The sequence below is a fragment of the Bradyrhizobium sp. HKCCYLRH3099 genome, assembly GCF_051167855.1.
GTDB lineage: Bacteria > Pseudomonadota > Alphaproteobacteria > Rhizobiales > Xanthobacteraceae > Bradyrhizobium.
The window spans coordinates 371,156-392,402 of sequence record NZ_JBNPTW010000001.1; the positions used below are offsets into that span (position 1 = coordinate 371,156).

At 66.7% G+C, this 21,247-nt stretch carries 21 protein-coding genes; 3 read left to right on the forward strand and 18 right to left on the reverse strand.

Annotated features, from left to right (window positions below):
- Positions 1–80 precede the first annotated feature (80 nt).
- The 3 genes from ACQR1Y_RS01750 to ACQR1Y_RS01760 all read right to left on the reverse strand — a co-directional run bounded on the left by ACQR1Y_RS01750 (position 81) and on the right by ACQR1Y_RS01760 (position 2,820).
- Complete coding sequence (locus ACQR1Y_RS01750) at positions 81–365, reverse strand: EscU/YscU/HrcU family type III secretion system export apparatus switch protein (protein ID WP_434858723.1); 285 nt, start codon at positions 363–365, stop codon at positions 81–83.
- Positions 362–1,975, reverse strand: coding sequence for a flagellar hook-length control protein FliK (locus ACQR1Y_RS01755; RefSeq protein ID WP_434878123.1), 1,614 nt, complete (start codon positions 1,973–1,975; stop codon positions 362–364). The genes ACQR1Y_RS01750 and ACQR1Y_RS01755 overlap by 4 nt, the downstream gene beginning before the upstream one ends.
- 62 nt (positions 1,976–2,037) lie before the next feature.
- Complete coding sequence (locus ACQR1Y_RS01760; RefSeq protein ID WP_434878122.1) at positions 2,038–2,820, reverse strand: ATP12 family chaperone protein; 783 nt, start codon at positions 2,818–2,820, stop codon at positions 2,038–2,040.
- Positions 2,821–2,910: 90 nt separating this feature from the next.
- On the opposite strand from ACQR1Y_RS01760, the gene ACQR1Y_RS01765 reads away from it, so the two are divergent.
- Positions 2,911–3,351, forward strand: coding sequence for a hypothetical protein (locus ACQR1Y_RS01765; RefSeq protein WP_434878121.1), 441 nt, complete (start codon positions 2,911–2,913; stop codon positions 3,349–3,351).
- 148 nt (positions 3,352–3,499) lie between these two features.
- On the opposite strand, the gene ACQR1Y_RS01770 is transcribed toward ACQR1Y_RS01765, so the two are convergent.
- A complete protein-coding gene (locus tag ACQR1Y_RS01770) occupies positions 3,500–4,906 on the reverse strand; it encodes an RluA family pseudouridine synthase (RefSeq protein ID WP_434878120.1) in 1,407 nt (468 codons plus the stop codon).
- A 106-nt stretch (positions 4,907–5,012) separates the two neighbouring features.
- Here ACQR1Y_RS01770 and ACQR1Y_RS01775 point away from each other — a divergent pair, with 106 nt between their 5' ends.
- Positions 5,013–5,963, forward strand: a complete 951-nt coding sequence (locus ACQR1Y_RS01775) for an alpha/beta hydrolase (protein WP_434878119.1) — start codon at positions 5,013–5,015, stop codon at positions 5,961–5,963.
- A 339-nt stretch (positions 5,964–6,302) separates the two neighbouring features.
- On the opposite strand, the gene ACQR1Y_RS01780 is transcribed toward ACQR1Y_RS01775, so the two are convergent.
- Genes ACQR1Y_RS01780 through ACQR1Y_RS01790 form a run of 3 tightly spaced genes read right to left on the reverse strand, consistent with a single transcriptional unit; the run spans position 6,303 to position 9,465 of the window.
- Positions 6,303–7,637 (reverse strand): replication-associated recombination protein A, encoded by a 1,335-nt coding sequence (locus ACQR1Y_RS01780; RefSeq protein ID WP_434878118.1) that lies wholly within the window; start codon positions 7,635–7,637, stop codon positions 6,303–6,305.
- Positions 7,634–9,028: a DegQ family serine endoprotease gene (locus ACQR1Y_RS01785; protein ID WP_434878117.1), complete on the reverse strand. Its 1,395-nt coding sequence runs from the start codon at positions 9,026–9,028 to the stop codon at positions 7,634–7,636. The genes ACQR1Y_RS01780 and ACQR1Y_RS01785 overlap by 4 nt, the downstream gene beginning before the upstream one ends.
- 59 nt (positions 9,029–9,087) lie before the next feature.
- The gene (locus ACQR1Y_RS01790) at positions 9,088–9,465 is read right to left on the reverse strand and encodes a winged helix-turn-helix transcriptional regulator (RefSeq protein ID WP_434858715.1); all 378 of its coding nucleotides are present in this window, start codon (positions 9,463–9,465) and stop codon (positions 9,088–9,090) included.
- Between the two features lie 117 nt (positions 9,466–9,582).
- Between ACQR1Y_RS01790 and ACQR1Y_RS01795 the strand changes: the two genes are divergently transcribed.
- Positions 9,583–10,599, forward strand: a complete 1,017-nt coding sequence (locus ACQR1Y_RS01795; protein WP_434878116.1) for a zinc-binding alcohol dehydrogenase family protein — start codon at positions 9,583–9,585, stop codon at positions 10,597–10,599.
- A 164-nt stretch (positions 10,600–10,763) separates the two neighbouring features.
- Here the strand turns inward: ACQR1Y_RS01795 and ACQR1Y_RS01800 are convergent, their stop codons facing one another.
- The 11 genes from ACQR1Y_RS01800 to rpsM all read right to left on the reverse strand — a co-directional run bounded on the left by ACQR1Y_RS01800 (position 10,764) and on the right by rpsM (position 21,067).
- Entirely contained in the window at positions 10,764–12,302 is a 1,539-nt protein-coding gene (locus ACQR1Y_RS01800) for an amidohydrolase family protein (RefSeq protein WP_434878115.1), read from the reverse strand.
- A 15-nt stretch (positions 12,303–12,317) separates the two neighbouring features.
- Positions 12,318–13,106, reverse strand: coding sequence for an ABC transporter ATP-binding protein (locus ACQR1Y_RS01805; RefSeq protein ID WP_434878114.1), 789 nt, complete (start codon positions 13,104–13,106; stop codon positions 12,318–12,320).
- A complete protein-coding gene (locus ACQR1Y_RS01810; RefSeq protein ID WP_434878113.1) occupies positions 13,106–13,990 on the reverse strand; it encodes an ABC transporter permease in 885 nt (294 codons plus the stop codon). The genes ACQR1Y_RS01805 and ACQR1Y_RS01810 overlap by 1 nt, the downstream gene beginning before the upstream one ends.
- A 249-nt stretch (positions 13,991–14,239) precedes the next feature.
- A complete protein-coding gene (locus ACQR1Y_RS01815) occupies positions 14,240–15,295 on the reverse strand; it encodes an ABC transporter substrate-binding protein (RefSeq protein ID WP_434878112.1) in 1,056 nt (351 codons plus the stop codon).
- Between the two features lie 273 nt (positions 15,296–15,568).
- Positions 15,569–16,888 (reverse strand): chloride channel protein, encoded by a 1,320-nt coding sequence (locus tag ACQR1Y_RS01820; protein ID WP_434878111.1) that lies wholly within the window; start codon positions 16,886–16,888, stop codon positions 15,569–15,571.
- A 21-nt stretch (positions 16,889–16,909) separates the two neighbouring features.
- On the reverse strand, positions 16,910–17,206 hold the full coding sequence (locus ACQR1Y_RS01825; RefSeq protein ID WP_434878110.1) for a DUF1330 domain-containing protein: 297 nt from the start codon (positions 17,204–17,206) through the stop codon (positions 16,910–16,912).
- A 20-nt stretch (positions 17,207–17,226) separates the two neighbouring features.
- A complete protein-coding gene (locus ACQR1Y_RS01830; RefSeq protein ID WP_434878109.1) occupies positions 17,227–18,021 on the reverse strand; it encodes an SDR family NAD(P)-dependent oxidoreductase in 795 nt (264 codons plus the stop codon).
- Positions 18,022–18,485: 464 nt separating this feature from the next.
- A complete protein-coding gene (gene rplQ / locus ACQR1Y_RS01835; protein ID WP_006611863.1) occupies positions 18,486–18,899 on the reverse strand; it encodes a 50S ribosomal protein L17 in 414 nt (137 codons plus the stop codon).
- A gap of 133 nt (positions 18,900–19,032) precedes the next feature.
- Positions 19,033–20,064: a DNA-directed RNA polymerase subunit alpha gene (locus tag ACQR1Y_RS01840; protein ID WP_009029162.1), complete on the reverse strand. Its 1,032-nt coding sequence runs from the start codon at positions 20,062–20,064 to the stop codon at positions 19,033–19,035.
- Positions 20,065–20,179: 115 nt separating this feature from the next.
- Positions 20,180–20,569: a 30S ribosomal protein S11 gene (rpsK, locus tag ACQR1Y_RS01845; protein ID WP_006611861.1), complete on the reverse strand. Its 390-nt coding sequence runs from the start codon at positions 20,567–20,569 to the stop codon at positions 20,180–20,182.
- Between the two features lie 129 nt (positions 20,570–20,698).
- Complete coding sequence (gene rpsM / locus ACQR1Y_RS01850) at positions 20,699–21,067, reverse strand: 30S ribosomal protein S13 (protein WP_008963796.1); 369 nt, start codon at positions 21,065–21,067, stop codon at positions 20,699–20,701.
- Between the last annotated feature and the right edge of the window lie 180 nt (positions 21,068–21,247).

Genomic DNA, 21,247 nt, shown 5'->3' on the forward strand with positions numbered 1-21,247 from the left:
CATCATCTCTCCGTCGGGGTCAGGCTCTCCCTATCACAGAGCGAGGACGATCGAAGCGCGACGGAGATCACAATGCGGCGCTAGCGCACCGGACGCGACAGGTTCAGCACGAACACCAGCACCTCGGCGACGGCCTTGTAGAGCTCTTCCGGGATCTCGTCGCCGAGCTCGACATTGGAGAGCGCGCCGGCGAGCACCTCGTTCTCCTCGATCGGGATGTCGTGCGCCTTGGCGACCTCGATGATCTTGGCGCCGATCGTGCCCTTGCCCTTGGCGACGACGCGCGGCGCGCCGCCCTGGCCCTTCTCGTAATGCAGGGCAACGGCGAGCTGCGTCTTGTTGGCGGCCTTCACGTCGATGCTCATAGCGCGCGATCCAGGAAATGTCCGGCCTTGGGCGGCATCACGGCCGGCGGCGCGCCGTCCTGCACCACGAGATCGCCGGGCGAGAGCTCGGCGCGGCTCAGCGCCTGGCTCAGCTCGGAGAGTCCGGCGCGCAGCCGCGCGGCGGTCGCGGGACGCTCGGCCCACATCCGCACCGAAGTGCGCTCGGCGTTGAAGGAGATCAGCGCATGCACGGGACCGGCCGGCTCGACGTCGAGCGAGAAGCGCGCACGCCAGGTGCGCTTGGCAGCATCCGGCGCCTGCGTGCCGCCGTCGCGCGAGATCTCGAACTGCGCCATCGCCGTGCCCTGCGGCGTGGCGAAGGGAATCTCGAAATTCCAGCGCGGCAGCGTGGGATCATTGCGTGGGGCCGATGCGTCCGGACGATCGGGCAGCGAGGCGACCTGCAGCAGGGTCTGGCGCGACAGCGCCTGGTCGGTCTCGTCGAGCAGGCGATGGGCGATTGCCGGCAGCGGCGAGTCCTGATTGAGCGTCGGCGTGGCGACATGCTGCGGCACAGGAGCCCCGCCGCGGAACGGCGGCGGCGGCGTGTTGGTGCGGACGACGACCTCGCCATGGGCGCTGCGTCCGGGAACGAGGCCGGCGGCGCGCGGGATCTGCTGCTGCGCTTCCTGCAGCACGGCGAGCACCGCGCCAGGGGTGAGCGACTGCGCCTTGGCGCCGGTCAGGCTCTCGAGCAGCGCCGCGCCGGACCGTCCCATGGCGGCGGCCCAGGGCTGCAGCGGCAGCTCGATGTCCATGTCCGGCACCAGCGAGGGCGCGGCGTTCTGTTGCGCAGCCGCGGCGCGGCCGGCCTCCGACAGCACGGAGGCGTAGGAGGCGCCGGACAGCGGCGTCGACGCGGTCGTGCCGGAATCGACGCTCTGCAGCACCGACGCCAAGGTCTGGCGCAGCACGATCAACGCGGCCTTCAGGTCCGACGGCGCCGATGCGATGCTGCCCTTGGCGAGCGAGGTTTCGAGGAACAGGCCGGAATTCTGGACGGCGGTCTGGACGTCCTCGGCCGTCAGCGCCGCGGTCAGCGGCGTCTGCTGCGCCAGCACCTGGGCGACGGCGGCGCGCAAGGCGGGCGGCAGGTTCGGCGAGTCGGCCACCGCCTGGAGATCGGCGAACAACTGGCCCTGGCTGCCCTGGCGGGTCGCCGCCTCCTCGCTGGCGATCGAGACCGCGAGCCGCTCCAGCCCGGTCAAGGGGTCCGGTGGCGGGGCCAAGGTCGGCGCGAGGCGGCCGGTGACGTCGACGACGGTGGCGGCGGGAGTCGGCGTGCCGCTGGTGCCGGACGCCGTGCCCTGCCCGACGATCGCGAGCTGCAGGCCCTGCGCGGTCTGCGACACTGCGACCTGCACCGACTGGCCGGCCTGCAACGGAAGCTCGGTGGCGAGCTCCAAGGACAGGTTTCCGATCGCGACCTGGACCAGGTTCTCGGCGAGCACCTGCTGCACCCTGGCGCTGATCAGCGCACCAGCCTGCAAGGTCGTCCCGGCCGTCGCGGTCGCGGGTGTGCTGGTCGCCGCGGTTCCCACGCCGCGGACGGCGCTCACTGATGGCGGCGGGGTGACACTCTGGACCATGCGCGTACTCGGGTTACGCGCGGCAGACTAGCGGTTCGCCCTAAACCCGGCGTTAACCGGCCTCAGGCCGTCGCATCGACCGCCCCAAGGATGCGGACGGCGGCGAGGTAGTCGACCTCCCGGGCGGCGCGGCGGCTCATCGCCTCCTCGTCGGCGCCCCACTGCTCGACGTTCCAGTCCTCGTCGACATTGGCGGCGGCCCAGACCTGGCCGGCATCGCGCACGCCATGCGCCAGCGCCAGCGCCAGCAGCGCCGAGCCGGTCACGGTCGTCACGACATGCGCCGCCGCCACGGCCCAGGGTCCGGTCGGCAGCGCCGCGCGCGCGGCAGCCACGGCGGCGGCCGGCTGCGTGACATGCACGATGCCCTCGGACAGGATGAAATGCGCGCCGAGCGTATCCCGCGCCCAGTCCAGCACCGGGTCCCAATGCGCGGCCTCGCGCTCGACCAGCCCCTCGGGATGGCCGGCGCGGTAGAACAGCAGGTCGGACTGGAGGTATCTGGCCATGTCCTCGCGGACGTCGTCGACGCGGTCCACCACCGACTGCACGACGCTGTTGGCGAAGCGGGTCAGCGGCATGGTCGCGGGATCGATGGTCTCGCCTTGCGCGCCCCACTCCGCGGCCACCGCCTCGGCAAGCTGCTTGACCGGAACGACGACGACGCGGCCCGAGGGCGTACGGATCGGCCGGCCGTCGAGTGTCACGTGATGGCCGCCCTCGGTCTCGGCCGTGCCAGCCTCCTTGTAGAAGCGCTTGCGCTGCGGCGCGCGCATCGCCTGCCGCGCCGCCTCCTGCGGATCGGGCTTGCCCTGGCCGACCACCTCGTCAAACAGCTCACGCATCGGAATTCCGGCCCTCTTGCAGGGAAGATCACACCAGATCGGTTGTTTGCGCGCTAGATAAGGCCTGATCGACCGAAATGCGAGCCGCCGATGCGTCTCCTGCTCTCCGCCCTCCTCCTGCTCGGCAGCACCGTCACGGCCGCCGCCGGCTTCCGCACACCGGAATCGCTGGTGCGCAACGTCTATGCCTATTACGGCCAGGGATCGCCGGAACTCTCCAGCGGCTTGCCGCGCACGACCGAGGCGGCGGCGCAGTTCTTCGACCCGAGCCTTGCCAAGGCGTGGACCGCGCCGCGGCGCGAGCCCTACGATTTCCTGGTGCAAAGCCCGCGCTGGAAGCTCGGGCCGGTGGCCATCTCGATTTTGCGCAAACAGTTCGACAGGACCTACGTCGCGGCGAGCTTCGACAACCAGGGCCGCCGCGTCAGCCTGAACTTCATCGTGGTCAAGGGACCGGACGGCTGGGTGATCCTCGACGTCGAGACCCCGCACGATTCGCTGCGGCTTTTTTTGGAGCAGTTCAGGAAGTGAGCATCAGAGTCGCCAATCACTTCGTCATTGCGAGCGTAGCGAAGCAATCCAGGGTGGTGTGCGGGGCTCTGGATTGCTTCGCTTTGCTCGCAATGACGCGGTGAAAGCGCTCGAACTCAGTCGCAACGGAGGTGGGAGATAGACCGGCTCACTCCTCCGGTGCGTTCTCGATCGGGTCGAAACGGTCGTGCTCGAGGCCGAGCAGGTTCCAGGATTGCAGCATGTGCGGCGGCAGTGGCGCGGTGGCGTCGATCACGCCGCCGCGCGGATGCGGGATGACGATGCGGCGCGCCAGCAGATGCAGCCGGTTCTGCAGCCCGCCGGGCAGCGACCAGTTCTCGATGTTGAAATATTTGGGATCGCCGACGATCGGATGGCCGATATGGGCCATGTGCGCGCGCAGCTGATGGGTGCGCCCCGTCACCGGCTTCAGCGACACCCAGGCGAGCTTGTTGGCGGAGGCCTCGACCACCGCGTAGTAGGTCACCGCGTGGCTGGCGCCCTCGTCGCCATGCGCCGCGACGCGCATGATGGTGTCGTCCTCGCCTTCGTCCTTGGCGAGATAGGTCGAGATACGGCCCTGTTTCGGCTTGGGCACGCCGGCCACCAGCGCCCAATAGACCTTGCGGGCGGAGCGATGGCGGAAGGCGCCGGTCAAATGCGTCGCGGCGAAGCGGGTCTTGGCGATCAGCAGACAGCCGGAGGTCTCGCGGTCGATGCGGTGCACGAGCCGCGGCTTCTGGCCCTTGGCGTCGCGCATCACCTCCAGCATCTGGTCGATGTGCCGCGTCATGCCGGAGCCGCCCTGCACCGCGAGGCCGGCGGGCTTGTTGAGGACGAGCACGTCGTCATCCTCGTACAAGGTCATCGCCTTCAGGCTGTCGAGGGTCTTCTGCTCGGCGTCCGACAGCACGCCCGCGACCTTGGGCGCGTCGAGCTTGAGCGGCGGAATCCGGACCGTCTGGCCTTCCTCCAGGCGGTCCTTGGAGTCGGCGCGCTTGCCATCGACGCGGAGCTCGCCTTTGCGGACGATGCGCTGGATGTGGGAGAATGACAGGCCGGGAAAGCGCGCCTCGAGGAAACGGTCGACGCGCATGTTGTTCTCGTCGGCGGTGACGACGACGGTCTGCACCTTGGTTGGCAGCACGGCCGTTTCCGGCTCGGGCTTCTTCGGCGGCGGCGCGGCGACCGGCTTGCGCTCGGACCGCTCGGAGCCGAAGCGCGCGGGCTTGGCCGCAGCGCCGCGCTTGCCGCGCGGCTCGAACGTCTCGCGCCGGTCCTCACGTTCGGCGCGAGGTGCGCGGACGCGTTCACCCTTGCCGCGCCCGAACTCGCTCCGCGGTGCGGCGTCACGTTCGCCAGCAAAGCGCTCGCGCCGCGGACGCTCGCCCTCGGTCCGTTTCACCGGCTCACGCTTCGCCGACTCGCGCTTGGCGGGCGCGCCGCTGCTGCGCGCGGCCTCGCTCTTAGGCCGCTCGGTTTTGGGCCGCTCACCGTTGCGGCGGTCGGTCGGGCGGTCGGATCGGGTTTGGGTTCGCTTGATGCGGCGGCTCATGCGAGGTGCCTATCGCAAAAGCCCCTGCCAGTCACGGCGAAATCACGGTAAATCGGCCCGGCAAGGCGTACCCTTGCGCGAATCGGACGTGATCGGAGCTGACCTGATGCTGCTGACGAGACTGGCCCTGACGATCCTGACGACCGCGCTGACACTCGGTATCGCACAGGCGCAGCAGAGCCCGATGCCCGACGACATCGCCTGGAAGCTGATCGAGATCGGCCGCGCCATCGACCCGCTGAAGACGGCTGCGATCTACGCGCCGCTGCAGGCGCGGGAACCCTACGCGAGCGTCAAGGTCCAGCGCGACGTCCGCTACGGCACCGCCGAGCGCAACCTGCTCGACGTCTTTACGCCGGAGACCGCGGCCACCGCGCCACGCCCGATCCTGATCTTCGTGCATGGCGGCGCCTTCATCGGCGGCAACAAGCGCACCACGCCGGACAGCCCGTTCTACGACAACATCATGCTGTGGGCTGTGAAGAACGGCTTCGTCGGCGTCAACATCACCTACCGGCTCGCGCCGAAATTCCCCTGGCCGGCAGGCGTCGAGGACGTCGCCACTGCGGTGCAATGGGTCGCGGCGCACGCCGCCGAGAACGGCGGCGATCCCGCGCGGATCTTTCTGATGGGCCACTCTGCCGGCGCGGTGCATGTCGCCACCTACGTGGCGCATCCCGAATTCCACAAGGTCGGCGGCGGTGGCCTGGCCGGCGCGATCATGGCGTCGGGCGTCTACGACCTCACGGCAACGCCGCTCGGCGACCAGGAGATGGCCTATTTCGGCACCGATCCCTCACGCTTCAAGGAGCGCTCATCGCTGCAGGGTTTGCAGGCCTCGTCGCTGCCGCTGATGATCGCCTCGGCCGAAATGGACCCGCCGCGCTTCGTCGAGCAGTTCGATCTGTTGAAGCAGGCTGCGTGCAAGCGGCCCGCGGGCTGCGCGCGTGCGGTGATGCTGCCGCAGCATAGTCACATGTCGGAGGTGTATTCGATCAACACCGAGGACGACCGGCTGACGCGGGAGATCGCGGAGTTCGTGCAGACGGGGAAGTAATAACGCGCTCTCTCCGCCGTCATTCCGGGGCGCGCGCCAGCGCGAGCCCGGAATCCATAGCCACGAATGTCTATGATGATGCGAGATATCCGTGGCGTGGAGCCGTCGACCAGCGACCGCGGTGATTATGGATTCCGGGCTCAGTCCCGCGCCCATGGGGCGCACGACTGCACCGGAATGACGGCGTTGAAGCGCGTTAGCTCTCCGTCGTCATTGCGAGCGCAGCGAAGCAATCCAGGATGGTGGGCGGGACTCTGGATTGCTTCGCTGCGCTCGCAATGACGCGGTGAAGGCATCGCACGACATCAACGGCACAGCCCGCAGCGACGCGTGTATCCCCTACCCGCCCCGCTCCTTCCTGAGCTTGGCCCAGTAATCCAGCCGCTTGCGGATCTCGCGTTCGAAGCCGCGTTCGGGGGGATCGTAGAACTGCTGGCGGCCGAGCGCTTCCGGGAAGTAATCCTGGCCTGAAAACGCGTCCGGCGCGTCGTGGTCGTACTGATAGCCGGAGCCGTAGCCTTCGCTCTGCATCAGCTTGGTCGGCGCATTGAGGATGTGCTTCGGCGGCAGCAATGAGCCGCCCTCCTTCGCGACGCGCTTGGCGGCGCCGAAGGCCTTGTAGGCGGCGTTGGATTTCGGGGCGGTGGCGACGTAGATCACGGCTTGCGCGATCGCGAGCTCGCCCTCGGGCGAGCCGAGAAAGTCGTAGGCGTCCTTGGCGGCGTTGGCGATCACCAGTGCCTGGGGATCGGCCAGCCCGATATCCTCGACCGCCATGCGGACGATGCGGCGCGCCAGGAATAGCGGATCCTCGCCGGCGTCGAGCATGCGGGCGAAGTAGTACAACGCCGCATCGGGATCGGAGCCGCGCACCGATTTGTGCATGGCCGAGATCAGATTGTAGTGGCCGTCGGCCGATTTGTCATAGATCGGCGCGCGGCGCTGCAGGATCTCCTGCAATTGCACGGCGTTGAAGATCTCGCCCTTGCGCGCCGAGCGCCACACTTCCTCAGCTAGCGTCAGCGACGCCCTGCCGTCGCCGTCGGCCATGCGGATCAGCACGTTGCGCGCATCCTCATCGAGCGGCAGCTTGCGGCCCTCGATCGCCTCGGCGTGGCTGTAAAGCTTCTCGATCGCGGCGGCATCGAGTGAATGAAACACCAGTACGCGCGAGCGCGACAGCAAAGCGGCGTTGAGCTCGAAGGACGGGTTCTCGGTGGTCGCGCCGACCAGCACGACCGTGCCGTCCTCCATCACTGGCAGGAAGGAATCCTGCTGGGCCCGGTTGAAGCGATGCACCTCGTCAACGAACAGAAGCGTGCCCTGCCCGGTTTCGCGGCGGTCGCGGGCGGCGTCGAACACCTTCTTCAGATCGGCGACGCCGGAGAACACCGCCGAGATCTGCTCGAAGTGCAGCTCGGTGGCGTCGGCCAGCAGCCGCGCGACCGTCGTCTTGCCGGTGCCCGGCGGGCCCCAGAAGATCAGCGATCCCAGCGTCCGCGTCTCCAGCATACGGGTCAGCGCGCCGTCGGGGCCAAGGATGTGATCCTGTCCGACGACATCCGACAGCTGGTGTGGCCGCAGCCGCTCCGGCAGCGGCCGCGGCGCGTCATGCTCCATCCCCGCGGCAGCGAAGAGGCTCGGCCCTCCCTGCTGGGGACGCTTCGGACTCATCCGCCGAGCGTGACGTTGATCTGCTGGCCGCCGCGCAGCACGGTGATCCGCCAGATCCGCGCGCCATCGCGCGAGGCCTTGTCGAGGTCGTTGGTCTTGGCGATCTTCTGGTTGTTGACGGCCATGATGACGTCGCCCTTCTGGAAGCCGACATTGGCTGCCGTGGTGCCGTCGCCGGGCTCGAGAATGACGACGCCCTCGGTATCCGCATCGAGGTGTAACTCGTCGGCGACCGCCGGCGAGATGTTGGCGACCTTGGCGCCCTGGAACGGAGAGCGGCCGTTGATCACCATCTCGTTGCGCCCGGTGTCCGGCGCCGTCTCCAGCGCCACCGCGACCTTCACCGGCTTGCCGCCGCGCTGCACCTCGATCTGCGCGGTGCCGCCCAGGGGACGCGTGGCGAAGCGGTAGTCGAAGGCGTTGGGATCATCGACGGTCTGGCCGTCGATCGACACGATCAGGTCCGACGATTTGATGCCGGCCTTGGCCGCCGGGCCATTCGCCACCACCGAGGCGACCAGCGCGCCGGTCGGCGAGCGCAGGCCGAGGCTCTCGGCGATCTCCGGCGTCACTGCCTGCAGGCGCGCGCCGAGCCACGGCCGCTTCACCGCCTTGCCGCCGGCCTTGGCCGAGGCCACCACCACACGCACCATGTTGGCCGGAATCGCGAAGCCGATGCCCTGCGAGCCGCCGGACTTCGAATAGATCGCGGTGTTGATGCCGACGAGGCGCCCGGTCATGTCGACCAGCGCGCCGCCGGAATTGCCGGGATTGATCGCGGCGTCGGTCTGGATGAAGAACTGATAGTCAGTGATGCCGACCTGGGTGCGCGCCAGCGCCGAGACGATGCCGTGGGTCACGGTCTGGCCGACACCGAACGGATTGCCGATCGCCAGCACGACGTCGCCGACCAGCAGATCGTCGGAGTTGGACAGTTCGAGCGTCGGAAACTGCTCCTTGGTGCCCTTCAGCCTGAGCACGGCGAGGTCGGTGCGGCTGTCCTTCAGCACGATCTCGGCCTCGAACTCGCGCTTGTCGGCGAGCGACACCTTCACCTCGTCGGCGCCCTCGATCACGTGGACGTTGGTTACGACCAGGCCGGACGCATCGATCATCACGCCCGAGCCGAGCGAGCGCTGCATCTGCTCCTGCGGGCCGCCCTGCAGGCCGAAAAAGCGGCGGAAGATCGGATCGTCGAGGAATGGATTGCGGTTCTGCACCACCTTGGCGGCATAGACGTTCACGACCGCGGGCTGCACGCGCTGCACGATCGGCGCATAGGACAGCCTGAGCTCGGCCAGGGATTGCGGCACGCGCCGGTCCTGCGCCGCGAGCGGAGACGCGGCCAGCAAGGAGAGCAGCAGGACCAGTGTGGAGCGAATCAACGTCATGCGAAAAATCCTGGACAATGAGGACTTCGATATAGGCGGAACGGCGGGTGCGGCCAAGCTCAGGCGGCCGGATGCGGCGTTTTGATGGTCTCCGCCACGGGGGCGCAGGACAGCCGCTCATGGTGCCGCTCGCCCCAGCTCCGGAGCACCTCGATCACCGGCCGCAGGCTCTCGCCGACCTCGGAGAGCGTGTAATCCACCCGCGGCGGCACTTCGGCATAGACCTTGCGGATCACCAGCCCGTCCTCCTCCAGCGCGCGCAGCTGCTTGGTCAGCATGCGCTGGGTGATGCCCGGCATCAGCCGGCGCAGCTCGCCGAAGCGCTGGCTGCCGCCCTGCAGGTGGTAGAGAATCACCCCCTTCCACTTGCCGTCGATCAGATCGAGCGTGGCTTCGACCGCGCAGCCGGGACGTCGGGCGAAATTCTTCCGTTTCATCGCGTTCTGGCCCAATAGTATCCAAACGGGGACTAGTTCCCTGTTTTTACAGTACTTGCAGGAATGGCGCCAGCAGGACAATTTCGCCCCATCACCGGCCAGCCCAGGAGGTTGTTCATGAAGGCCATTGGTTACCAGCAGTCGCTGCCCATTTCCGAGGAGCGCGCTCTGTTCGATTTCGAGACCGCCAAGCCCGAGCCAAAAGGGCGCGACATCCGCGTCGCGGTGAAGGCCATCTCGGTCAATCCTGTCGATACCAAGGTGCGCAAGCGGGCCGCGCCACCCGCAGGCGAGACCAAGATCCTCGGCTATGACGCCGCTGGCGTCGTCGAGGCGGTGGGCCCTGACGTGACGCTGTTCAAGGCCGGCGACGAGGTGTTCTACGCCGGCTCGATCCTGCGCCAGGGCACCAATGCCGAATTCCATCTCGTCGACGAGCGCATCGTCGGCCGCAAGCCCAAGAGCCTGTCGTTCGCCGAAGCCGCCGCCCTGCCCCTGACTTCGATCACCGCCTGGGAGCTGCTGTTCGACCGGCTCGGCGCCGTCCCAGGCAAGAGCCTCGACAACCGCACCTTGCTCATCACTGGTGCGGCCGGCGGTGTCGGCTCGATCCTGATCCAGCTCGCGCGCCGCCTGACCGGCCTGACCGTGCTAGCCACCGCGACGCGGCCGGAATCGCGCGACTGGTGTCTGTCACTCGGCGCCCATGCGGTCGTCGATCACGGCAAGCCGATGAAGGAGCAGATCGAGGCACTCAAGCTGCCGCCGGTCGGCCTCGTGGCCAGCCTCACCCACAGCGACCAGCACTACAAGGCGATCGCCGAGTTCATGGCGCCGCAGGGCAAGTTCGGCCTGATCGACGATCCCGCCGAGTTCTCGATCGCCCCGTTCAAGGGCAAGGCGATCTCGATCCATTGGGAGTCGATGTTCACCCGCTCCTCGTTCACGACGCCTGATATCATCGCCCAGCACAATCTGCTCAACGACGTCTCCGACCTGATCGACAAGGGCGTGATCCGCACCACGCTCGGCGACAACTACGGCACCATCAATGCCGCCAATCTCAAGCGCGCGCATGCGCTGATCGAGAGCAACAAGGCCCGCGGCAAGATCGTGCTGGAGGGGTGGAGCTAAGTCATAGCGCACGTAAGGTGGGCAAAGCAGCCGCCGTCAGGCGGCAGCGTGCCCACCGTCGAGCGGCAGGGCTTTCGCACACGGTCATGCGGAGCTGTCTCGGCGAACGATCCTGTCGATGATTTTCTCCGTCATGCCCGGGCCCGCCCCGGTCAACGGAGGGACTACGTCCGCGTCGACGTCTTGTAGAACGGCGTATGCTGAGTGCCGTCGAAATAGCCGTCGTAGAACTGCTTGACGTGCGGAAACACGGCAAGGCCAAGCTCACGGCGGGCAACCTCCTCGTCGCTGCGCGGCTTGGCCAGGATGCCAGCGATCTCGGCCAGCACCTCGTCGCGGTTGATGCGGGTGAAGCGGCCGCCGGCATAGACGACCTCGCCACCGACATAGACGGCGGCGACATGCTGCGACTTGGCGCGCTGCACCAGCGCATCGAGCATCGGAATGTCCGGATCCTGGAACGGATAGGTCGCGGCGTTCCAGTCGATCAGCACTGCATCGAACAGCTTGCCCTCGGCAAGACGGCCGATGCTGTCGCCGAAAGCGGTGGTCTTCGCGCCGCCCTCGGTCGCCATGCGCACGATCTGCGGCGCGGTCGGCACCTCGTCGTCCATGCCGGGCGTGCGGTGAACGCGTAGCGCCAGCTTCAGCTCCTGCAGCATGTCGCGGTCCTCGTTGATCCCTGCTTCGTCCAATCCCATGCCGATGGTGATCCCCTTCTTCTCCCAGACATTGAGCGGCGCCAGCCCCGAACGCAGCCGGAAGTTCGACGAGCAGTTGTGGCAGATGCAGGTGCCGGTGTGGGCGACGATGTCGATGTCCTCCTCCGTGAGCCAGACACCATGGCCGAGGGTCATGTGCGGGCCGAGCACGCCGAGATCGTGCAGATGGCGCACGGCCGTCTTGCCGGTGCGCCGCCGCGCATATTCCTTCTGATACGCGGTCTCCAATAGATGCATGTGCATTGGCACCTTTGCAGACCGCGACTTCTCGTGCAGGGCCACGAGACCGTCGTCGGTGCACCAATGCAGATTGGCCGGCGCGAGCTGGATGCGTGTCAGCGTTTCGCCGGAATTATCGGCAGTGAGCACGTCGAACAGCTTGATGTAGTCCTCGAACGGCACCTGCTGCGCCTTGAGATGCGCCGCCAGCCGCTCGTTCCACGGCGACGGCAGACGGGCGCAGAACGCCTCGTCGGCCTCGTAGACCAGCCGGTTCTGCTCGCGCACCGCGTAGCAATAGGAGGCGCGCATGCCGATCGCGCGATAGGCCTGCAACACCTTGGTGGCGGCGCCATGGATCGCATCGAAGCCGCCCGCCATCCAGCCATGAATGTGCTGCACCGTGGTGACGCCGGAGGCGATCATCTCGAACGCCGAATACAGCGTGTCGAGATAGAGATCGATACGGCGCGCCGGCAGCCGGCTCGCGAACCACAACTCCAGCGCATGATCGGGCGAGCCGAGCTGCAGCGGCGTCAGCCCGACATGGTGGTGGCTGTTGACGAAGCCCGGCAGCATCACGTGGTTGGGATGGCGCGTCACGGTCGCCTGCGGCGCCAGCCGTTCCAGATCAGCGAGCGGCCCCACCGCGACGATCACGCCGTCACGGGCGAGCACCGCGCCGTCCTCGATCACGACGGGCGTGTGACGATCCTGGATGCCGGACACGACCCACTTCGCGCCAACCAACACTTCAGCCATGTCTCGTTCTCCTTCTCACAGGCCCGACTGCTCGGCGAAGGCCTTGTCGACCTCGGCCGCGAGCAGCTCGGTGAAATAGTCGCGATATTCGTGGTAGCGCGGCGACCGTGTCGGTCGCGGCCGCGGCAGGTCGATCGGCACGATCTCCTTGACCCGTCCCGGCCGCGCCGTGAACACGATCACCCGGTCGGCGAGACTGATCGCCTCGTCGATCGAATGCGTGACCAGCAGCACCGAGGCGCGGCTGTCCTGCCAGATCTGCAGCAGGAAATCCTGCAGCTTGGCGCGGGTCTGGACGTCGAGCGCGGCGAACGGCTCGTCCATCATCAGCACCTTCGGCTGCATCACCAGGGCGCGCGCGAACGCGGCGCGCTGGCGCATCCCGCCGGACAGCTCGTCCGGCTTCTTGTCGAGCACGTCGCCGAGCCCGACGCGGCGCAGGATCTCGCGCGCCTTCTCTCTGCGGCGCTCCGGCAGTTCGGCGCGGATGGCCAGGCCGAAGGCGACGTTGTCGAGAATGGTCAGCCAGGGAAACAGCGAGGCTTCCTGGAAGATCAGGCCGCGCTCCGGCGACGGACCCGATATCGCGAGGCCATCATCCTCGATGATCCCGTCGCTCACCGTCTCGAGGCCCGCGATCATGTAGAGCAGCGAGGACTTGCCGCAGCCGGACGGGCCGAGCAGCACGACGAACTCGCCCGGCGCGACGTCGAATGACAGCTCGTCGATGGCGCGCAGCGGCGGCCGGCCCTCGATGGTCCAGGTCTTGCCGACATTGCGAATGGAGACCGCGGGCGTCACCATCACATTCCTCCCCGCTGCGGCGCCACCCACCACAGCATGCGGCGCTGGATCTGGCGCAGGCCCCAGTCGCTGAGGAAGCCGAGCGCGCCGATCACGGCCATGGTGAAGAACACGAGCTTGGCGTTGAAGGTCGCGCGCGCCATCGAGATGATCTGGCCGAGCCCGGTGCCGACGCCGACGGTCTCGGCGATCAGAACCACCATCCAGGCGCCGAACAGGTTGAGCCGCAGGGTCATGAACAGGCTCGGCAGGATCGACGGCAGGATCACGCGCCAGAACATCTGGGTCTGGGTGGCGCCCATGATGCGGGCGACGTGGATGTAGTTGATCGGCACGCTCTCGATCTGCGCGGAGGTCGACAGCACGATGGCGAAGAACACCGTGATGAAGACCAGGAAGATCGCCGGCACGTCGCCGATGCCGAACACGAAGATCGCGACCGGCAGCCAGGCGACCGGTGAGATCGGCGCCAGCAGCAGCACCGTCGGCATCAGGAGGTTGCGCAGCCAGCGCACGTAGTGCAGCGCGGCGCCGACGGCGACGCCGCTGACGAAGCCAAGCGCGAGGCCAGTGAAGACGCGGAACGTCGTCCAGAACATCGTGATCGCCAGCGCGCCGGCGCCGCCGCCCGAGGCGACCGAGCCGACGCGGTTGGAGCGGTCGAAGAATTTCAGCGTCCCCGGAATGTCCTGCAGGAACAGATGCGGCGGCGGCAGCAGCAGCGGGTTCACCTTGTCGAAGTACCACAGGGCTTCCCAGATCGCGGCGAACAGGCCGATGGAGATGACGCCCCAGCCGAGTGCTGCGAGCTGGCGCTGGGCCTTGCGCCAGTTGCGTGGCGGAGACGCGGGAGGTGACGGCGCGTCCTTAGCCGGCGCGCCCATGGCTAAGGTGTCAGTTGGCAAGCGCATGATCTCCGTCACCCCGCATGAACCCTCCAAACCCTCCCCCTGAGGAGCGCGCCGCTTGGCGCGCGTCTCGAAGGGCGAGGCCCGAGCTGTGGCCTCATGGTTCTCAAGGCGATGCGAGAGCATCGCCTGAACGCGCCGCGCACGACGATTTCTGCAAAGTAGCCACTGATCGGCGCGGCGCTCCTCACCATGAGGGTCAAAAGCCGAGGGCGGCGCGATCGCTCACGCCGATTTCAGCTTCAGCCCCTCATAGAGCGCCTTGTTGTCGGCGATGACGGCCTCCAGCAGCGACCAGTCGAAGGCGCCCTGGTCGGGCAGCTTCTTGACGTAGCCGAGCTCCTTCATCGACACGCCGCGGTCGATGATGAACTGGGTCTGGCTGCGCTGGTCGACGACGATGGGCTGCTTCGAGGAGGCATCGATCGCCGCCTCCATCGAGGTCTTGTAGTACTTGCCGACGGTGTCCTTCAGCGCGGCGGTCTTGTCGGCCTCGGCCTGGCTCTGCGCGACCATCAGGGCCTTGATCACCGACTTCACGGCCGCCGGGTTCTTCTCGATCAGCGGCACGCGCGCGGCGAGCACGCAGTCCGAATAGCCCTTGCCGTAGAGATCGGTGCCGTCGGACAACACGGTCGCGCCCTTGCGCTGCTGCACGCATTGCGTCGCATATGGCTCGATATGGCAGATCGCGTCGAGCGCGCCGGCCATGAAGGCCTGCGCGAGTTCCGGCGAGGTGTCGAGATATTTGATGTCGACGTCCTTGAACGACAGCCCCGCCTTCTTGAGGTAGTCGTAGGGCAGCACTTCGAGCGTGTCGGCCTGGAACGTGCCGAAGGTCTTGCCCTTCAGATCGGCGGCGGACTTGATGCCTTCCTTGGCGACGATGATGCAGCCCTGCACGCCGCCGCCGGCGACGATCTTTACCGGCGCGCCGGCATCGTAGAGCGTCATGAAGTTGGAGTATGGGATCATCGAGATGTCGACGAGGCCGGCGCCGAACATCGTGGTGATCTCGGTGTTCGACGGCGTCACGACGAATTCGAGGTCGACGCCGTCGGCGACCGTCAGGTTGCGCTCCTTGGCGAGGAAGATGCCCATGTTGCAGAAGCCGGAGCCATGGGTCGCCTTGATGACGGTCCCGGCCATCGCCGGCGTCGGCGTCAGCAGCGCGGCGAGAGAGGCGGGAACGGCGACGGTGGCGGCTGTTGCGGCCACCGAGGACTTGAGGAAGTTGCGGCGAGAGAAGCTGCGGTGGAAAGTTCCGTCACGATCGCACATGCGAGTCTCCATCCATGACGACGGGATGGACCCCATGATGGCGACGAGCCGAAAGCTCCATCGACGGCGGACGACCAACATCGTCTCACCGACCCCACGGGATCCCCGACGATGGGCACGCCAACCCAAGAGAGCGATGCTCTGCGCTGGACAACGCTACGCAAGCCGTGTGCCAGCGGGCCAATATTGAACTAACAACGGAATTTTTCGGTGGGCGATGCAAGCGCGGGCGGGCGCGCTCAATCTCGCATCAGTCTGCCCACCGCCGGAGCATCAAGAGGCCGGAGACGCCGGCACCCTCTTGGCCTCGGCTTGCGCGACGAAGCCCTTGGCGAGCGCGTGATACAGCCCCTCCTCGCAGATCAGTTTCGAGGTGCCGTAGGCGATCAGCGACGCCGTCATCAGCGGCACCACCATGGCGTGGTTGTCGGTCATCTCGGTGACGATGACAAAGGCGGTGATCGGCGCCTGCACCACGCCAGCGAAATAGGCGACCATGCCGAGCAGCATGATCGGCGCCAGCGGCGTCTGCTGGAACAGGCTCGCCACATTTGCGCCGATGCCGGCGCCGACCGCCAGCGACGGCGCGAAGATGCCGCCGGGAATGCCGCTGATCGCGGCGAAGGTTGTGGCGAGGAATTTCAGCGCGCCGAATTCATGCGGCAGCGGGGTGCCGGTCTCGAGCGCGGCCTTCACCTGGGCATAGCCGGTGCCGTAGACCGTGTCACCGGAGGCAAGCCCGCACAGCGCGACCGCGAAGCCGCAGACGAGTGCAAACGGCAGCGGGTGCGCCTTGATGGCTCGGCCGATCGTGCCGGGCAGCCCGCGCGCCATGGTGATCAGGATGCGGCTGAACAGGCCGCCGGCCGCTCCGCCGATCACACCGCAGATCGGGACCGCGAGCCAGTCGATGCCCTTGGCCAATGCGATCGGCGTCGTGCCGAAATAGGCGTAATTGCCCATCAGCGCCAGCGAGGTGAGACCGGCGGCGATCACGGTGGCGATGACCAAGCTCGATGTACGCGTCTCGAAGGCGCGGCTCATCTCCTCGATGCCGAACACGATGCCGGCGAGCGGCGTGTTGAAAGCGGCGGCGACGCCGGCCGCGGCGCCGGCCAGGATCAGTCCCGGCTGCCGGCGCGGCGACAGCCGGCCGAGCGCGAACATGATGGAGGCGCCGACCTGCACGGTCGGTCCCTCGCGGCCGACCGAGCCGCCGCAGAGCAGGCCGAGCAAGGTCAGCAGCACCTTGCCGATCGCGATGCGGATCGACACCAGCGGGCTGCGCGCGCTTGTGTCGGTGAGGTGCCGCGCGGCGATCGCCTGCGGGATGCCGCTGCCTTGCGCGTTCGGGAAGTAGCGCTGGGTCAGATAGACTGACAGCGCAAAGCCGGCGGGCGTGACGATCAACGAGGCATAGCGCGATTGCGACAGCAGCCAGTTGAAGGCGAGTTGGGCCCAATCGGCGAGTTCGGCCAGCGCTACCGCGGCGGCACCGACCACGAGCCCGCCGGCCACGAACAACACCCGCCGCTGCCAGCGCGCCGAGGTCAGCTTCAGCCAGCGCTTGCGGCGGGGATTGATCGTCAACATCGAGAGGGGCCGGTCCGGGCTTTACGCAGGTGCAGCACCCTCGACGAAAATCAGGCGGCGGTCCAGCGCCTTCCCGCGCTCGCCAAGCGCTGCCGCATATTCGGCCGACGCATACCACTCGCGCAGCCGGGCCATCGACGGGAACTCGACGACGATCAGGGTCTTGGCCGGCGGCCCGCCTTCGACCGTTTCGGACTCCCCGCCACGCACCAGATACCGGCCGCCATGTTGCGCGATCGAGCGCGCCGCGAGATCGCGGTAGCGCTCCATTGCTTGGGCATCGCGGACCTCGACCTCGGAGATGACGTAAGCAGGCATCTGGCTTGCCCCTGTTGTCTCTACGCGATCGTATCGACGATGCCGCCCTCGGCGCGCAGCGCGGCGCCATTGGTCGCCGAGGCCTGCTGCGAGGCGACGTAGACGACCATGTTGGCGATCTCGTCGACGCTGGCGAAGCGCTGCAGCAGCGACGCCGGTCGGTGCTGCTTGACGAACGAGGCCGCCGCATCCGCCTCCGACTGATTGTTCTGCCGCGCCAGATCCTTGACGAAGGTCTCGACGCCTTCGGACATCGTCGGGCCCGGCAGCACGGCGTTCACGGTGACGCCGGTGCCGCGCGTCAGCTTGGCCAGCCCGCGGGAGATCGAGAGCTGCGCGGTCTTGGTCATGCCGTAGTGGATCATCTCGGTCGGGATGTTCAGGGCTGATTCCGAGGAGATGAAGATGATGCGGCCCCAGTTGCGCGTCAGCATGCCCTGCATGTAGGCGCGCGCCATGCGCACGCCGGAGAGCACGTTGACCTCGAAGAAGCGGCTCCAGTCCTCGTCGGGAATCTCGAAGAAATCCTTCGGCTCGAAGATGCCGGCATTGTTGACGAGGATGTCGACCTCGGGGACCGCAGTGACGATGGCATTGCCGCCGTCGACCTGTGCGACGTCGCCGGCGACGCCGCGGACCTTGGCGCCGGGCACAGCCTGCTTCAGACGTGCGACGGCGTCATCGACGCGCCCCTGGCTGCGGCCGTTGAGGACCACCTCCGCGCCGGACGCGGCGAGACCTTTGGCAATGGCAAAGCCGATTCCGGCAGTGGAACCGGTGACAAGCGCAATCTTGCCCGAGAGGTCGATATGCATGAGCAGCTCTCCGTTGTGCTGGAGCAACGCATGTAGGTCGCCGATGCGTTGATCCCAACGCGCGGCATGCAGAGCTGATCCTCAAGAATAAGACCAGGCAACCAGGATGCGCGCGCATGTTGGTAGATGGCTCATCTCCATCTACGCGTCATTCCGGGGCATCGCGCAGCGATGAGCCCGGAATCCATAACCACGAACGTCTCTGCATTCGAAGATAAGAGCCACGTACATCCCGCCCCGCAAAGCTGCCTGTGGCTATGGATTCCGGGCTCGCGCTCCGCGCGCCCCGGAATGACGCGCGGAGAGACTGCGGTGGCCATCAACAGTGAGAACCGCGGCCAAAATGGACGCGAGTCCATTTGACGGATTATCCAGTGCGTACCAGGCGCCTTTAGCCCGGGCGTCCCTCAAAACGAAAACGGCGCCCGAAGGCGCCGTTTTAAAAACTCGAACCGGAGCGCCGCTTACGCGGCTTCCGAGGTCTCCTGCACCGGGCCGGAATCCTGGCCCTTGGCATCGACGTCGCGATCGACGAACTCGATCACCGCCATGGCGGCGTTGTCGCCGTAGCGGAAGCCGGCCTTGATGATGCGGGTGTAGCCGCCGTTGCGGTCCTTGTAGCGGGGCGCCAGCACGTCGAACAGCTTCTTCACCTGGTCGACGTCGCGCATCTCGGCGATCGCCTGGCGGCGCAGCGCCAGCCCGCCCTTCTTGCCGAGGGTGACGAGCTTCTCGACGATCGGCCGCAGCTCCTTGGCCTTCGGCAGCGTGGTGACGATCTGCTCGTGCTTGATCAGCGCGGCGCACATGTTGGCGAACATCGCCTTGCGATGCTCGGCGGTGCGGTTGAGCTTCCGATGAACCTTGCCGTGACGCATTGTCTTAAGTCCTCAATTTCAATCTGCCGCGACGGTTCGTCGGACATGTTGCTCAGGTGGGCTGCCTGCGTTCGCCCGGTTGTAGTTGTCATTCTGGGGCGATGCGCAGCATCGGCCCCGGAATGAAGAAGGCTCAGTAGTGATCCTCGAAGCGCTTGGCCAGTTCGTCGATGTTCTCCGGCGGCCAGCCCGGCACTTCCATGCCGAGATGCAGACCCATCTGGGCCAGCACTTCCTTGATCTCGTTCAGCGACTTGCGGCCGAAGTTCGGGGTGCGAAGCATCTCCGCTTCGGACTTCTGCACGAGGTCGCCGATGTAGACGATGTTGTCGTTCTTCAGGCAGTTCGCCGAACGCACCGACAGCTCGAGCTCGTCCACCTTCTTCAGGAAGGCCGGGTTGAAGGCGAGGTCCGGGATGATCTCCTGGGCGACTTCCTTGCGCGGCTCTTCGAAGTTGACGAACACGTTGAGCTGGTCCTGCAGGATGCGGGCGGCATAGGCCACCGCGTCCTCCGGCGAGATCGCGCCGTTGGTCTCGATCGTCATGGTCAGCTTGTCGTAGTCGAGGATCTGGCCCTCGCGGGTGTTCTCGACCTTGTAGGAGACCTTGCGGACCGGCGAGAACAGGCTGTCGATCGGGATCAGTCCGATCGGCGCATCCTCGGGACGGTTGCGCTCAGCCGGGACGTAGCCCTTGCCGGTCGCGACCGTGAACTCCATGCGGATCTCGGCGCCATCGTCGAGGGTGCAGAGCTGCAGGTCGGGGTTGAGCACGACGATGTCGCCGACGGTCTGAATGTCACCGGCGGTGACCGCGCCCGGCCCCTGCTTCTTCACGACCATCCGCTTCGGGCCTTCGCCCTGCATCTTGATCGAGATGTCCTTGATGTTCAGCACGATGTCGGTGACGTCCTCACGAACACCGGCAATCGAGGAGAACTCGTGCAGCACGCCGTCGATGTGCACCGACTGCACGGCGGCGCCCTGCAGCGACGACAGCAGGATGCGGCGAAGCGCATTGCCCAGCGTCTGGCCGAAGCCGCGCTCCAGCGGTTCGGCGACCACGGTGGCGAAACGGGTCGCGTCGGAGCCCGGCGTGACCTGGAGCTTGTTCGGCCGAATCAATTCTTGCCAATTCTTCTGGATCGTCACTGTTTCACCCATGGGCCAGTCCGTCTGGGGGACGACTGACTGGCGTTGGAGAACCGCGCATCGGATCGCGGCAATCGAAATGGTTCAAAAGCAAGAGAAGGCGGACATGCTGCCCGCCTCCTTCAGATCAGACGCGACGACGCTTGCGCGGACGGCAACCATTGTGCGGGATCGTCGTCACATCGCGGATCGAGGTGACGGTGAAACCCGCGGCCTGCAGCGCGCGCAGGGCCGACTCACGTCCGGAGCCCGGACCGGCCACCTCGACCTCGAGGGTGCGCATGCCGTGCTCCTGGGCCTTCTTGGACACGTCCTCCGCCGCGACCTGGGCGGCATACGGGGTCGACTTGCGCGATCCCTTGAACCCCATCGTGCCGGCGGACGACCAGGCAATGGTGTTGCCCTGCGCGTCGGTGATGGTGATCGTGGTGTTGTTGAACGACGAGTTCACATGGGCGACGCCGGAGGCGATGTTCTTGCGCTCACGACGGCGGACACGTGCGGCTTCCTTGGCCATATAAGTACCTTTCTTGAGATCTCAACGCCGCCGTAATGCCAGCGGCTACACCGAAATCGCGAATGGTGAACAGCGGGTAGCGAATAGGGATCTCCCCTACTCGCCACCCGCTGTCAGCAACTCGCGAAATTACTTCTTCTTGCCGGCGATCGCCTTGGCCGGACCCTTGCGCGTGCGCGCATTGGTGTGGGTACGCTGACCGCGCACCGGCAGGCCGCGGCGATGACGCAGGCCGCGATAGCAGCCGAGGTCCATCAGCCGCTTGATGTTGATGCCGGTCTCACGACGGAGGTCACCCTCGACGACGTAATCGCGGTCGATGATTTCACGGATCTGAAGAACTTCCTGGTCGCTCAGCTGGTTGACGCGGCGATCCTCGGCGATCTTCACCTTCTCGATGATCTCGCCCGCGATCTTCGGGCCGATACCATGGATGTACTGGAGCGCGATCAGGACGCGCTTGTTGGTCGGGATGTTGACACCGGCAATACGGGCCACGGACTTCTCTCCTGTCGCCGATCCCATGACGGGCCGGCCTTCATTCTCGCTATCTCGGGCAGGTGTCCGCAAACGCGAACAAGACGCCCACCCCTCGATTCGTGGGGCCCGGCATCTTCGAAAACCATCCGACTTGGATGCGGGCTTATTAATGGATTCACACGGCGGTCGTCAACCGCC